The 14,050-nt window shown below is 66.5% G+C and carries 10 protein-coding genes; 7 read left to right on the top strand and 3 right to left on the bottom strand.

Going from position 1 to position 14,050, the window contains the following annotated elements; translation table 11 throughout:
- Nucleotides 1-9: 9 nt before the first annotated feature.
- Together cphA and DENOEST_RS02830 are read right to left on the bottom strand one after the other, a co-directional pair.
- The gene (cphA, locus tag DENOEST_RS02835; RefSeq protein WP_145769902.1) at nucleotides 10-2,577 is read right to left on the bottom strand and encodes a cyanophycin synthetase; all 2,568 of its coding nucleotides are present in this window, start codon (nucleotides 2,575-2,577) and stop codon (nucleotides 10-12) included.
- Nucleotides 2,578-2,607: 30 nt separating this feature from the next.
- Nucleotides 2,608-4,797, bottom strand: coding sequence for a cyanophycin synthetase (locus DENOEST_RS02830; RefSeq protein ID WP_145769901.1), 2,190 nt, complete (start codon nucleotides 4,795-4,797; stop codon nucleotides 2,608-2,610).
- A 230-nt stretch (nucleotides 4,798-5,027) separates the two neighbouring features.
- Between DENOEST_RS02830 and DENOEST_RS02825 the strand changes: the two genes are divergently transcribed.
- From DENOEST_RS02825 to DENOEST_RS02795, 7 genes are all read left to right on the top strand, one after another.
- Entirely contained in the window at nucleotides 5,028-7,301 is a 2,274-nt protein-coding gene (locus DENOEST_RS02825) for a cyanophycin metabolism-associated ABC transporter (protein ID WP_145769900.1), read from the top strand.
- On the top strand, nucleotides 7,294-7,758 hold the full coding sequence (locus tag DENOEST_RS02820) for a cyanophycin metabolism-associated DUF1854 family protein (protein ID WP_145769899.1): 465 nt from the start codon (nucleotides 7,294-7,296) through the stop codon (nucleotides 7,756-7,758). Before DENOEST_RS02825 ends, DENOEST_RS02820 begins: the two co-directional genes overlap by 8 nt.
- A gap of 164 nt (nucleotides 7,759-7,922) precedes the next feature.
- Nucleotides 7,923-8,363 carry a DUF192 domain-containing protein gene (locus tag DENOEST_RS02815; protein ID WP_145769898.1) on the top strand — a complete coding sequence of 147 codons (441 nt, stop codon included), beginning with the start codon at nucleotides 7,923-7,925 and terminating at the stop codon, nucleotides 8,361-8,363.
- Nucleotides 8,360-9,346, top strand: a complete 987-nt coding sequence (locus DENOEST_RS02810; protein WP_145769897.1) for an NAD(P)H-quinone oxidoreductase — start codon at nucleotides 8,360-8,362, stop codon at nucleotides 9,344-9,346. The genes DENOEST_RS02815 and DENOEST_RS02810 overlap by 4 nt, the downstream gene beginning before the upstream one ends.
- A 140-nt stretch (nucleotides 9,347-9,486) precedes the next feature.
- Entirely contained in the window at nucleotides 9,487-10,380 is an 894-nt protein-coding gene (locus tag DENOEST_RS02805) for a phosphoribosylaminoimidazolesuccinocarboxamide synthase (RefSeq protein ID WP_145769896.1), read from the top strand.
- A 28-nt stretch (nucleotides 10,381-10,408) separates the two neighbouring features.
- Nucleotides 10,409-11,344 (top strand): alpha/beta hydrolase, encoded by a 936-nt coding sequence (locus DENOEST_RS02800; RefSeq protein ID WP_145769895.1) that lies wholly within the window; start codon nucleotides 10,409-10,411, stop codon nucleotides 11,342-11,344.
- 72 nt (nucleotides 11,345-11,416) lie between these two features.
- Nucleotides 11,417-13,459: a M3 family metallopeptidase gene (locus DENOEST_RS02795; protein WP_145769894.1), complete on the top strand. Its 2,043-nt coding sequence runs from the start codon at nucleotides 11,417-11,419 to the stop codon at nucleotides 13,457-13,459.
- A gap of 205 nt (nucleotides 13,460-13,664) precedes the next feature.
- Here DENOEST_RS02795 and DENOEST_RS02790 read toward each other — a convergent pair whose 3' ends face one another.
- Nucleotides 13,665-14,030, bottom strand: a complete 366-nt coding sequence (locus DENOEST_RS02790) for a PilZ domain-containing protein (protein WP_145769893.1) — start codon at nucleotides 14,028-14,030, stop codon at nucleotides 13,665-13,667.
- Nucleotides 14,031-14,050: the final 20 nt, after the last annotated feature.

Genomic DNA, 14,050 nt, shown 5'->3' with positions numbered 1-14,050 from the left:
CCCGGCCGTTCAGCCACCGCAGCGGGCAGTCAGGTGAGCCAGGGCTTCCTCCACCTGGTCAATCAGAATCAGGCACAGGTCGCCCGCTTCCAGGCGATCCAGGGCAGTGTCGATGGCAAGGAACTCCCCGCGCACCTCCTCCACCTGCCGTGCTCGACTGGCCTGGCTCAGGCCCTCCCGCAGCAGCCCCAGCACCTCGCCGTCAGCCCGGCCGCGCTGGCATTGGTCCTGGTAGAGGATGACCTGATCGAAGGCATCGCCGAGTATCTGCGTCTGCTGGCGGATGTCCTCGTCGCGCCGATCTCCGGCACCACTGATGACCACGGTGCGACGCCGGGCCGGCATGGTGTCCACCGCATTCACCAGGGCCTGGATGGCGTCCGGATTGTGGCCATAATCGGCAATCACCGTGGCCCCCCGGTGCTGGAACAGATTGAAACGTCCCGGCGTGGTCCGGGCATCGCTGACAAAGGTGCCCAGGCCGGCGCGAATCACCTCCCAGTCCAGCCCCAAGGCCCAGGCTGCGGCCGTGGCCGCCATGGCGTTTTCCACCTGGAAGCCGATGGTGCCACCGCCGGTGATGGGAACACCGGCCAGGGGCAGGCGATGCTCATCCCATCCCTCCGCCGCGACGATGTCGCCCCCCTCCACATAGACGACTCGCAGCCCCTGGGCGCGGTGGGTTGCCATCACCGGATGGTGGGGGTCCCGAGCAAAGAAGGTCACGCCGCCCTGGCAGACCTTGGCCATCCGCACCACCATGGGATCGGCGGCATTGAGCACGGCAACACCCTTGGGCGCAACGTTCTGCACGATAACCCGCTTCACCACCGCCAGATCTTCCACGGTGCTGATGTAGGACAGGCCCAGGTGATCTCCCAGGCCGATATTGGTGACCACCGCCACGTCGCAACGGTCGAAGGCCAGGCCTTCCCGCAGCACGCCGCCCCGGGCGGTCTCGAACACGGCAGCCTCCACGTCGGGATGCAGCAGCACATTGCGGGCGCTGCGGGGACCGCTGCAATCCCCGGTGTCGGTACGACGGCCATTCACATACACCCCGTCGGTGCTGGTCATGCCGACGCAGAGACCCTTGCTGGCCAGCAGATGAGCGATCAGGCGCACCGTGGTGGTCTTGCCGTTGGTGCCGGCCACCGCCACCACCGGAATGCGCCCATCCGCGCCGTCGGGAAACAGGGTGGATACGATGGCATCGCCCACCGCCCGGCCCTTGCCGAAAGAAGGCGTCAGGTGCATGCGCAGGCCGGGCGCCGCATTGACCTCGACAATGCCGCCGCCCTGCTCCTCGATGGGACGCAGCACGCTGTCACAGACCAGATCCACGCCAGCAATGTCCAACCCCACCATCCTGGCCGCCGCCACGGCCCGGGCCGCCACCTCCACATGAACATCGTCGGTGACGTCCGTGGCCGAACCGCCGGTGCTCAGATTGGCGTTGTTGCGCAACACCACCCGGATGCCCTTGGCGGGCACCGACTCGGCATTCAGATGCTGGGCCGCAAGGCAGGTCAGGGCGATGTCGTCAAAGCGGATCTTGGTCAGGGAAGTGGCATGGCCCACGCCCCGGCGCGGGTCGCTATTGACCTGGTCCACCAGCGCCCGCACAGTATGAACGCCATCACCGGTGACATGAGGCGGATCGCGCCGGGCCGCGGCCACCACCTGATCCCCCACCACCAGCAGGCGGTAGTCGTGACCGGGCAGGTAGCGCTCCACCAGGATGTCCTCGCTGATTTCCGTGGCGGCGGCATAGGCCGCCTCGAAACTTTCCCGGCCGGTGATATTCACCGTGACGCCCTTGCCCTGATTGCCATCCAGGGGCTTCACCACCACCGGCAGGCCGATCTCCATGGCGGCGTTCCAGCCGTCCTCCAGGCCGGATACCGGACGCCCCCGGGGCACCGGTACGCCAGCGGCATCCAGCAGCATCTTGGTGAGATCCTTGTCCTGGGCAATGGACTCGGCGATGGCGCTGGAGCAATCGGTCTCCGCCGCCTGGATGCGGCGCTGCTTGCAGCCCCAGCCGAACTGCACCAGGCTGCCCTCGGTCAGGCGCCGGAACGGCACCCCTCGCAACATGGCGGCCTGGACGATGGAACCGGTGCTGGGCCCCAGGCGCACATCCTCGTCCAGCTCCTTGAGCCGGGTCAGGGCGTCCTCCAGATCGAAGGCGCTGCCCTCCAGGGCGGCACGGCACAAGGCCTGGGCCAGATCCATGGCCAGCCGGCCCACCGGCTCCTCGCTGTATTCGACCACCACCTGGAACACCCCCGGTTCCACGGTCTGGGCCGTGCGACTGAAGGTGACGGGGCAACCGGCATGGGCTTGCAGACCCAGGGCAGCGAACTCCAGGGCATGGGCCATGGAAATGGCATCGCCGTGGCGCGTCGCCTGCAACACGCCGATTTCCGGAAAGCGCCGACGCAAACGCTCCTCGAAGCCAGGCAGGGCATCGAGACTGCACTCCTCGGGCGTGCAGGACACGATCGCCTCGATGGCGGTGTGACGGCTCCACAGATTGGGGCCGCGCAAGGCCCGGATACGTGAGACTTCCATGATGGATGGATTCCTTGGGGTGCCGGCAGTTCAGTCGGCCCGTGTATTCAAGGCGCGATCCGCATCAGCCGGAAGCGCATCGGTTTCAAAAGTGACTATGCCGATCCCGATCAGATAGGACGGCAGGTCCAGTGCCCAGGCGGCGGCCACGGCGGCCAGCATGTCCTCGCTGGACACATCGACCGATCCGCAGCTTGCCGGCACCATGGATTCCGCAGTATCGCCCCGCAGCAGGGCCATCTGCCCCTCCCGCAGCACCACCGCCCGACCGCCCTGGGCCAGATGCTCCTCGACCACCGGATTGCCGTCCCGGGACGCATAGAAAATCACCTCGCCATCGCACAGACTGGCCATCCGCGCCACCAGAGGATCCTCGGCATTGAGCACGGCGGCGCCTTCCGGCAGCACGATATCGACCTGGGTGCGGAACACGTTATAGACCTGCTCCGGTTCCCTCACGTCGAAGTCCGCCAGGCTCTCCGCCTGGTCCAGACGGGTCACCACGCCCACCTGGCAACGGTCGTAGCTGAGCCCCTCGGCGAGGATGTCCGCCCCATCGTTTTCAAACACCGCGGCCTCCACCGAGCGGTTCAGCAACACCCGTCGCGCCCACGACCAGCGGCTGCAATTGCCCGCCTCCACACGGCGGTGCTCGAAATACAGGCCGTCGCGGCAAGCCATGCCCAGCTTCTTGCCGCTGAGCTTGATCAGGCGCCCCACCAGCCGGGCCACCATGGTGGTGCCCCGGGTGCCGGAGATGCCGACGATGGGAATACGCCCCGAATCCTCCTCCGGGAACAGATGCTCGACGATGGCCTGGCCCACCGGGCGGGGCTCGCCGGTAACCGGCTTCAGGTGCATCAGCAGGCTGGGGCCGGCATTGACCTCGACAATGGCCCCCCGCTGAACATCCAGGGGACGGGAAATGTCCTCGGCCACCAGGTCGATGCCGGCGATATCCAGACCCACCACCCGGGCCGCCAGGGCCACGGCGGCAGCCACCTCGGGGTGAACCCGGTCCGTGACATCGTTGGCCATGTTGCCGTTGCGCTGGATCAGCACCATCTGTCCCGTGGCCGGCACGGCGTCCCCGTCCAGGCCCTGACGGGACAGCAGCAGGCGGGTGGTGGGCTCCCGCTCCAGGACGATGGGTTCCAGGGGAAATTCCTCGGCCTCGCCCCGGCGCGGATCGCAGTTGATCTGGGTGTCGATCAGTTGGGCGACCGTGGACTCGCCATCGCCCTCGATCCACAGGCTGTCGCCCCGGGTGGCGGCCACCAGCTTGCCGCCCACCACCAGCAGACGGTGTTCATCGCCCTGGATATGGCGCTCGACGATGACCTCGCTGCCCTCCGCATCGGCCACCGCGAATGCCGCACGGATTTCATCGGCATCGCTGAGTTCGATCGACACGCCACGACCGTGGTTGCCATCGCTGGGCTTCACCACCACCGGCAGGCCGATGTCCTGGGCGGCTTCCCAGGCCTCCTCGGGACTGGCGACCACCTGGCCCTCGGGCACCGGCACGCCGCAGGATTGCAGCAGGCGCTTGGTCAGATCCTTGTCCCGGGAGATGCCCTCGGCAATGGCGCTGGTGCGGTCGGTCTCGGCGGTCCAGACCCGACGTTGACGGGCACCATGGCCCAGTTGCACCAGATTGCCGTCATTGAGACGGATCGAGGGAATGCCCCGTTCGGTGGCGGCATCGACGATGCTCGCGGTGCTGGGGCCGAGACAGCGGGCATCGGCCAGCTCATGGAGCCGCGCCACGGTGGCGGGCACATCGAAAGGGGTGTCGTCGATGGCCGCCATCAACAGGTCCCGGGCGGCATGGAGGCAGGCCCGGGTGACATCCTCCTGGCGGGAACGCACCACCACCTTGTACACGCCCCGGGTCGAGGTTTCCCGTGCCTTGCCGAAACCGGTGCGCTGGCCGATCAGGTTCTGCAACTCCAGGGTCACGTGCTCCATGATGTGGGCGGGCCAGGTGCCCTCCCGCAAGCGTTGCAGGAAGCCGCCCGGTGCGCCGACGCTGCAACGGTGTTCGGCCAGGGTCGGCAGCCAGGCGGTGAGTCTTTCGTACAGGCCAGGGAGGGTGTTGGAGGGAAAATCCTCCAGGTCCCCGATGTCCACCAGGGCCTCCAGGGCCGGGCGGTAAGTCCAGATGTTGGGGCCCCGCAAGGGAGTGATCCGCAGAATTTCTATGGTTCTATTAGCCATGGAGTGGGGGTGGGCAGCGGCCCCCGGACCAGGGGGCGGAGGGAATTATTGTTGTGGCCACGGTCAACGTGGCCCGGGAAAAATGGTTTACCGGAAAACGTCCGGCCCCGAAGGGTTGGACCGAAGGCCTTGAGTATACTGGCGGAAACGGTGGAGTAGCGGCGCGGCAAAATCCGGGGCGAAAGTGGCCTGTCTGTCCGGGCCGGTCCCGCCGGCCCCCAACAGACCCTATGACAAAAAACTATCCCGATCCCCTCTCCTGCGCCGGCGACACCCTGCCGGAATCCTGGCGTGACGAAGCGATGTCCCGGCTGGATGCCGGCGAGCGGCTGCTGGCCTGGCTGGAGCCGGATCTCGACAACCGGTTGCACTTCGGCCAGGGCCTGCTGCTGGTCACCGATCGGCGCCTGCTGGCACGGGCTCCCGATGACACGGGCTGGAAGGAATGGTCCTACCGGGAAGGACTACGGCTTTGCCATCACGACCATGCCGGCGTCGGCATCCTGGAACTCCAGGACGAGACCGCCCGCCTGGCCCACTGGCGCTACACCCTGGGCCACAACCTGGCGGCCCAGCGCCTCATGGATCAGTTCGACCTGCAAAGGGAAAGCCAGCTGCATGGCACACCGCCGCCCCTTGAGAGCGGTCCGGTCTGCCCCAGTTGCAAGGCCCCCCTGGAGCCGGGCCAGGAGGACTGCCCGATCTGCACCCGGGAAATCCATTCCCCCCCCTCCACCTGGACCCTGCTACGCCTGTGGCGTTTCGCCCGGCCCTACCGGGGCCAGCTGCTATCGGGCTTCCTGCTGACCCTGGCGGCCACCGCCGCCACCCTGGTGCCCCCCTACCTGTCCATGCCCCTGATGGACAACGTGCTGATTCCCTACCAGAACGGCAAGCCCATCGACGTGGATCTGGTGACCCTCTACCTGAGTGGCCTGCTCGGGGCGGCGCTGCTGGCCTGGGGCCTGGGCTGGGCCCGCACCTACATCCTGGCCCTGGTCAGCGAGCGCATCGGCGCCGACCTGCGCACCACCACCTACGAGCACCTGCTCAAGCTCTCCCTGGAATACTTCGGCGGCAAACGCACCGGCGACCTGATGGCCCGCATCGGCTCGGAGAGCGACCGCATCTGCGTCTTCCTCTCCCTGCACCTGCTGGACTTCGCCACCGATGTGCTGATGATCGTCATGACCGCGACGATCCTGATCTCCATCAATCCCTGGCTGGCCCTGGTGACCCTGCTGCCCCTGCCCCTGATCGCCTGGATGATCCATCTGGTACGGGACCGGCTGCGCACCGGCTTCGAGAAGGTGGACCGGATCTGGTCCGAGGTCACCAACGTGCTGGCGGACACCATACCGGGCATCCGTGTGGTCAAGGCCTTCGCCCAGGAGCGACGGGAAGTGGCGCGCTTCCGCGAGGCCAACCAGCACAACCTGGCCATCAACGACCGGGTGAACCGGGTCTGGTCCCTGTTCTCCCCCACCGTGACCCTGCTCACCGAGGCCGGGCTGCTGGTGGTGTGGGCCTTCGGCATCTGGCAGGTGTCGAAGGACCAGATCACCGTGGGGGTGCTGACCGCCTTCATCGCCTACATCGGCCGCTTCTATACCCGGCTCGACTCCATGAGCCGCATCGTCTCCGTAACCCAGAAGGCAGCGGCCGGGGCCAAACGCATCTTCGACATCCTGGACCATGTCTCCAGCGTGCCCGAACCCCAACAGCCGGTGCATCTGGAAAGCGTCAGCGGCGCCATCGATCTGCGCGACATCGGCTTCCGTTACGGCAACCGCTCGGTGATCCGCAACCTGGATTTCCAGATCCACCCCGGCGAGATGATCGGCCTGGTGGGCCACAGCGGCTCGGGCAAGAGCACCCTGGTGAACCTGATCTGCCGCTTCTACGATGTCAGCGAAGGGGCGATCCACGTGGACGGCGTGGACATCCGCTCCCTGCCCCTGGCCGAATACCGACGCCATATCGGCCTGGTGTTGCAGGAGCCGTTCCTGTTCTTCGGCACCATCGCCGACAACATCGCCTACGGCAAGCCCGGCGCCAGCCGGGCCGAGATCATCGCCGCGGCCCGGGCCGCCCACGCCCACGAATTCATCCTGCGCCTGCCCCTGGGTTACGACTCCCTGGTGGGGGAACGGGGCCAGGGCCTCTCGGGGGGGGAACGCCAGCGCCTGTCCATCGCCCGGGCCCTGCTGATCGATCCCCGCATCCTGATCATGGACGAGGCCACTTCCTCGGTGGACACCGAGACCGAAAAGGAAATCCAGAAGGCCCTGGACAACCTGGTCCAGGGCCGCACCACCATCGCCATCGCCCACCGCCTGTCCACCCTGCGCAAGGCCGACCGCCTGGTGGTAATGGACCGGGGCCAGATCGTCGAGGTGGGCAATCACGAGGAATTGATGGCCCGCCAGGGCGCCTATTACCGGCTCTACCAGGCCCAGGCGCGCAATGTGGATGTGGATGCCGAGGAGATGAGCGATGCCTGAGTTCCAACTGAGCCGCAATGCCTTCGGCCGCCTGGTGTTCACCGGCGCCGACGGCGAGACCCACAGCGGCGTGGTGCCGGTGCGTGCCTTTCCCATCGCGGCCCCGGACGAGGGCCTGGCCCTGGTCAATGGCGAAGGCCACGAGGTGGCCTGGATCGAACGCCTGGCGGACCTGCCGGACGCGCAGCGCAACCTGCTCGAAGAGGAACTGGCGGGCCGCGAATTCATGCCGGAAATTCGCCGCCTGCGGTCGGTCTCCAGCTTCGCCACGCCCAGCACCTGGCAGGTGGAGACCCATCGGGGCGACACCAGTTTCGTGCTCAAGGGCGAGGAAGACATCCGCCGCCTGGGCCACCACACCCTGCTGATCGCCGACAGCCACGGCATTCCCTTCCTGATCCGGGACCTCCAGTCCCTGGACCGCCACAGCCGCAAGCTGCTGGACAGATTTCTATAACGCGCATGGTCGCCGCCCCACCACCGAGGATGTCAATGCGTAAAGGCCAATTGAACGCCCCCCACCCCCATCCCCGCCCCAGGGCGGGGCTACTGATCGGCTCGCTGCGCTCGATGGTTACACTCGGCTCCGTTGATGCTGTTTCACCCTGACCCGCCCCTCCTATGAATCGACTCCTTTGCCTGGCCGCCTTCCTGACCAGCACCTTCCCCGCCTGGGGCCAGCAGAGTCTGCCCCTGCTGGAGCTTTCCGCCGGCATCCATCGCATCGAGGCCGAGGTGGCCGCCACCCAGGCCCAGCGCATGAAGGGCCTGATGCAGCGCCGAACCATGGCCCCCAATCACGGCATGCTGTTCGTCTTCACCGCCCAGGAGCGGCATTGCATGTGGATGAAGAACACCCTCTTGCCCCTGGCCGTGGCCTTCCTGGACGAACAGGGCCGCATCCTCAACGTGGCGGAAATGACGCCCGGCAGCGAGGAAAACCACTGCGCCACCGCCCCGGCCCGCTATGCCCTGGAAATGAACAGCGGCTGGTTCAAGGCCCGAGGCTTCGCTGCCGGCACGGCCATACGCGGCCTGGACAAGGCACCGGTGGCCCAATGAAGCACATCCATTACGACGCCCCCGGCGGCCCGGAGGTAATGCGGATGGCCGAGGGTCCCCGCCCCGAACCGGCCGCGGGTGAGGTCCTGATCGAAGTTCATTACGCCGGCGTGAATCGCCCCGACGTGGTTCAGCGGGCCGGCAACTATCCCCCGCCCCCCGGCAGCTCTCCCATCCTGGGCCTGGAAGTGGCCGGCACCATCGCCGCCCTGGGCCAGGGCGTAACCGACTGGCACATCGGCGACCGGGTCACCGCCCTCACCCCCGGCGGCGGTTATGCCGAATACTGCACCGCCCCCGCAGGCCAGGTGCTGCCGATCCCGAACGGCCTGGGCATGGCGGAAGCGGCGGGCCTGCCGGAAAACGGGTTCACCGTCTGGCACAACCTGGTGGACCTGGGCCGGCTCAAGGCCGGGGAACGCCTGCTGGTCCATGGCGGCTCCGGCGGCATCGGCCTGGCCGCGATCCAGTTGGGCAAGCTGCTGGGGGCCGAAGTCTTCGCCACCGCCGGCAGCCCCGAGAAGCTGGCGGTATGCCGGGAATTCGGCGCCGACTGGGCCATCGACTACCGGCAGGAAGACTTCGTCGCCCGGGTCAAGGAGATCACTGCCAAGAGCGGCGTGGATGTGGTCCTGGACATGGTGGGCGGCCCCTACCTGCAAAAGAATCTGTCGCTACTGCGCCAGGACGGCCGCCTGGTGCTGATCGCCTTCCTCCAGGGCAGCCGCACCGAATTCGATTTCATGAACGTGATGATGCGGCGCCTGACCATCACCGGCTCCACCATGCGGCCCCGCAGCCTCGCGGAAAAAACCGCCATCCGCGACGCCCTGCTGCAACAGGTCTGGCCTGCCGTCGCGGCGGGCAAGGTACGCACCCGCATTCACGCGACCTTCCCCCTGGCCAAGGCGGCCAAGGCCCATCGACTGATGGAGAGCAGCGGACATATGGGGAAGATACTTTTGCAGGTCAGGGACGCGTAAAAAAACAAACCGTTCGTCCTGAGCCTGTCGAAGGACGGATGACTAAGGGAACTTGTCGGGACTCGCCCCGGCAACATTCCTCCCTCCGCCGGAGGACTATAATTCGCCTCCCGTTCCAACCCAGCCCCGCGAGGCATCCCGTGACCGCTCCTCTTTTCGAATCCACCATCAAGAGCCTGCCCCTGCTGGGGCGCGGCAAGGTCCGCGATATTTACGCCGTGGGCGAGGACAAGCTGCTGGTGGTCACCACCGACCGGCTTTCTGCCTTCGACGTGATCCTGCCGGACCCCATCCCCGACAAGGGCCGGGTGCTGACTGCCGTGGCCGATTTCTGGTTCGGCAAGCTGGCCCATGTGATCCCCAACCATCTGACCGGGATCGACCCGGAGACCGTGGTCAGTGGAGAGGAAGAGAAGGCCCAGGTGCGGGGTCGGGCCATCGTGGTGCGGCGGCTGAAGCCCCTGCCCATCGAGGCGGTGGCCCGGGGCTACCTGATCGGTTCGGGCTGGAAGGATTACCAGGTCAATGGCCAGGTCTGCGGCATCGATCTGCCGGCGGGCCTGAAGCTGGCCCAGCAACTGCCCCAGCCCATCTTCACCCCGGCCACCAAGGCCGAGATGGGCGATCACGACGAGAACATCGATTACGCCACGGTAGAGAAGCTGATCGGCGCCGAACTGGCGGCCAAGGTCAGGGACGTGACCCTGCGCCTCTACAGGGAAGCCGCCCTCTACGCCCGGGTGCGGGGCATCATCATCGCCGACACCAAGTTCGAGTTTGGCCAGGACGAGACGGGGCGCCTCTATCTGATCGACGAGATCCTGACGCCGGATTCCTCCCGCTTCTGGCCCGCCGACCAGTATCAGGTGGGAACCAGCCCCCCCAGCTTCGACAAGCAATTTGTCCGCGACTACCTGGAAACCCTGGACTGGAACAAGCAGGCGCCGGGCCCGAAGCTGCCCGCCGACATTCTCGAAAAGACCGCTGCCAAGTACCGGGAGGCCCTGTCGCGCCTGGTGGGCGTGTCTTCTTGAAGGCTGGCCTTACCCGCAAGGAACCAAGATGCCTTTGCATCCGCAAACACAAGCTCTAGTGGACGCCACCGCCGCCATGCCCCTCATGGATATGGTCCAGGCCAGCCTGGCGGTGCGGCAGAGCAGCGGCCAGGAACCGCCCTCTCCATTCGCGATCGAGGCCGAACCCGTCGCCCGCATCGAGAATCGCCAGATTTCTGGCGGAGCCGGCGAGATATCGGCCCGGATCTATACCCCGGCGGGATCAGGCCCCTTCCCGATCACGGTGTATTACCACGGCGGCGGTTTCGTCTTCGGCACCCTGGACATGTACGACGCAACCTGCACCCGCATCGCCAACCGGACGGGTTCCATCGTGGTCTCGGTGGACTACCGGCTGGCCCCGGAGACCCGCTTTCCCGGCGGTATCGACGACGCCCTGGCGGCCCTGCGCTGGGTCCATGAGCATGCCCCCTCCTTCAGCGGCGACCCCCAGCGCATTGCCGTGGCGGGTGACAGCGCCGGGGGCAATCTGGCAGCGGTAACGGCCCTATTGGCGCGGGCCTGCGGTCCACGGCTATGCCATCAGTTGCTGTTCTATCCGGTCACGGACCTGCGCTGTGAAACCCCTTCCTTCAAGGAAAACGGCCCCAAGAACTACCTGCTGTCCGGGGATGTGATGCGCTGGTTCATCGATCAATATCTGACCAGCCCCAACCAGGTGGACGATCCCCGGGCAAGCCCGCTGCTGGCGCCCGATCTGACGGGCCTGCCCGGCGCCACTGTCATCACGGCCGAATACGACCCGCTGCGGGACGAAGGCGAGGCCTATGCCGAGCGCCTGGGCCAGGCCGGCATTGCCGTGAATCTGCGCCGCTGGAATGGCCAGATCCATGGTTTCGCCGCCATGTTCGGCATCCTCGACGATGCCCAGCAGGCCCTGGAATTCGCCTGCGATGGTCTGCGCAAGGCCTTTCAGGACTGAAGCACATCCACTCTCCGTCACACCTGCCGCGCCACGCCTGCCGTGGCGCATGTTTTTCCCGGATACCTCACCATGACCAATCCCCTACTCGATTTCACTGGCCTGCCCCGCTTCGACACCGTGCAACCCGAGCATGTGGCCCCCGCCATCCGCCAGTTGATCGCCGAGAACCGCAGCCTGATCGAAACCCTGACCCGGTCTGAAACCCCCGCCACCTGGACGGACTTCATGGCCCCCATGACCGATGCGGGAGAACGTCTGTCCCGGGCCTGGGGCATCGTCGGCCATTTGCACTCGGTCAATGACGTGCCGGCATGGCGCGAGGCCTACAACGGCATGCTGCCCGAGATTTCCGGCTTCTACGCCGACCTGGGACAGAATCTGGCCCTCTTCGCCAAGCTGAAGGCCCTGGCCGCGAGCCCCGAGTACGACGCTTTGGCGCCGGTGCGCCGCCGCATCGTAGACAACGACCTGCGGGACTTCCGCCTCTCCGGCGCCGAACTGGATGAAGCGCAGAAACCCCGTTTCAAGGAAATCCAGGAGGAACTCTCGGCCCTCTCCGTCAAGTTTTCCGAGAACCTTCTGGACGCTACCAACGCCCATGCCGAATGGGTGGATGATGCAGCGGGCCTGGCCGGCCTGCCCGAGGACGTGAAGGAGGCAGCCCGGGCCGCCGCCGAGAAGGAAGGCAAGCCCGGCTGGAAGTTCAGCCTCCAGGCGCCCGCCTACATCCCGGTGATGCAATACGCCGAGGACCGGAATCTGCGGGCGCGGATCTACCGAGCCTACACCACCCGGGCCGCCGAGTTCGGCCCGGCCGAATGGAACAACACCCCCCTGATCGAACAGATCCTGGCCCTGCGGGCCGAGGAATCCCGGCTGCTGGGCTACGCCAACTTCGCCGAGGTCTCCCTGGTGCCCAAGATGGCCGAGTCGCCGGCCCAGGTGGCGGCCTTCCTGCGGGATCTGGCACAGAAGGCCCGGCCCTTCGCCGAAAGGGACATGGCCGAGCTGCGCCAGTTCGCCCGGGAGCAACTGGGCCTGGACACCCTGGAAAGCTGGGACCTGGCCTGGGCCTCGGAAAAGCTCAAGCAGGCCCGCTACGCCTTTTCCGACGAGGAGGTGAAGCAGTACTTCCCGGAACCCAAGGTGCTGGCAGGCCTGTTCCGGGTCATCGAGAGTCTCTTTGGCGTGACCCTGGCCCCGGATACTGCGCCGGTATGGCATCCGGATGTGCGCTTCTTCCGCATCCTGCGGGATGGACAGCTGGTGGGCCAGTGCTATCTGGACCTCTACGCACGGGAAACCAAGCGGGGCGGCGCCTGGATGGACGGAGCCATCGACCGGCGCCGGCTGGCGGCCGGCATCCAGACGCCAGTAACCTATCTGAACTGCAATTTCCCGGCGCCGGTGAATGGCAAGGCCGCCACCTTCAGCCACGACGACGTGATCACCCTTTTCCACGAATGCGGCCACGGCCTGCACCACCTGCTGACCCAGGTGGAGGAACTGCCGGTGTCCGGCATCAATGGCGTGGAGTGGGACGCGGTGGAACTGCCCAGCCAGTTCATGGAGAACTTCTGCTGGGAGTGGGATGTGCTCCAGGGCATGACGGCCCATGCCGCCAGCGGCGAACCCCTGCCCCGGGCGCTCTACGACAAGATGATCGCGGCGAAGAATTTCCAGAGCGGCATGCAGATGCTGCGCCAGATCGAGTTCAGCCTCTTCGACCTGCTGCTCCACAGCGAATTCACGCCCGGCGGGGATGCATCCTTCATGGACCTGCTGGCCCAGGTGCGACGGGAAGTGGCGGTGGTGGTCCCTCCCGAATGGAACCGTTTCCCCCAGAGTTTTTCCCACATCTTCGCCGGGGGTTACGGCGCCGGTTACTTCAGCTACAAGTGGGCGGAGGTGCTCTCGGCCGACGCCTTCGAGGCTTTCGAGGAAGCGGCCAAAACCACGGGGAGTGTGCTCGATGCCGCCACGGGCCGGCACTTCTGGCAGGAAATCCTGGCGGTGGGCGGCTCCCGTCCGGCCCTGGAATCCTTCAAGGCCTTCCGCGGCAGGGAACCCAGGCCCGACGCCCTGCTGCGCCACAACGGCATGACGCCATAAGCCGGCCAAGCCGGAACCAAACAAGGGAAGCTTCGATGGAGAGCCATGCTGCCTGGCCGGAAAAGCGAATTGAGGCCCGCCCCCTCCCGTCCTCCCCCTCTCGGGGAAGGCGACTGTATTGGCTTGCTGCGCTCGGCGGTCACACTCGGCGCCAGCCGCAAGCCCTCGGTGCCGTCACGGAGGGGGGCGAAGGGGGGCAAGCCAGTCAGTCCTTGCAGACCAGCGCTCCCAGTTCCCGCTCCAGCAGCCCGGCGTCCCCTGCGTTCAGTTCCACCAGGCGCCGCAGGTGGGTGATGCTGTCCAGATCGATATCCTCGCAGCGCAGGCCGATGCTGCGCCCTGACACATGGGCCACCGTGACCCACATGTTGATCTCGATGCCTTCCGCCAGCGGAATGCGCAGCCGGCAGTGGTCACCCGACTTGCCATGCCAGTCCGCGCCGGCCTCCACCAGGGCGCCCTTGAGGGAAAGGTCCGCCACCAGGACCTGGGCCGGTCCCTGGGCATCGATCAGGTGGGCCGGAGACTTGAAGGTGGCGCGCCAGAAATGGCGCCTGTCAGCAGCGGTCATGGCATTTCCAGTGTAACGAA

Origin of the sequence: Denitratisoma oestradiolicum (assembly GCF_902813185.1) — a bacterium.
Lineage (GTDB): Bacteria > Pseudomonadota > Gammaproteobacteria > Burkholderiales > Rhodocyclaceae > Denitratisoma > Denitratisoma oestradiolicum.
This window is presented reverse-complemented; position numbering and strand designations above follow the sequence as displayed.

Coding starts and splice junctions, on each gene's coding strand:
- cphA (WP_145769902.1), bottom strand. CDS start 2,577: ATGGAAGTCTCACGTATCCGGGCCTTGCGCGGCCCCAATCTGTGGAGC.
- DENOEST_RS02830 (WP_145769901.1), bottom strand. CDS start 4,797: ATGGCTAATAGAACCATAGAAATTCTGCGGATCACTCCCTTGCGGGGC.
- DENOEST_RS02825 (WP_145769900.1), top strand. CDS start 5,028: ATGACAAAAAACTATCCCGATCCCCTCTCCTGCGCCGGCGACACCCTG.
- DENOEST_RS02820 (WP_145769899.1), top strand. CDS start 7,294: ATGCCTGAGTTCCAACTGAGCCGCAATGCCTTCGGCCGCCTGGTGTTC.
- DENOEST_RS02815 (WP_145769898.1), top strand. CDS start 7,923: ATGAATCGACTCCTTTGCCTGGCCGCCTTCCTGACCAGCACCTTCCCC.
- DENOEST_RS02810 (WP_145769897.1), top strand. CDS start 8,360: ATGAAGCACATCCATTACGACGCCCCCGGCGGCCCGGAGGTAATGCGG.
- DENOEST_RS02800 (WP_145769895.1), top strand. CDS start 10,409: ATGCCTTTGCATCCGCAAACACAAGCTCTAGTGGACGCCACCGCCGCC.
- DENOEST_RS02795 (WP_145769894.1), top strand. CDS start 11,417: ATGACCAATCCCCTACTCGATTTCACTGGCCTGCCCCGCTTCGACACC.
- DENOEST_RS02790 (WP_145769893.1), bottom strand. CDS start 14,030: ATGACCGCTGCTGACAGGCGCCATTTCTGGCGCGCCACCTTCAAGTCT.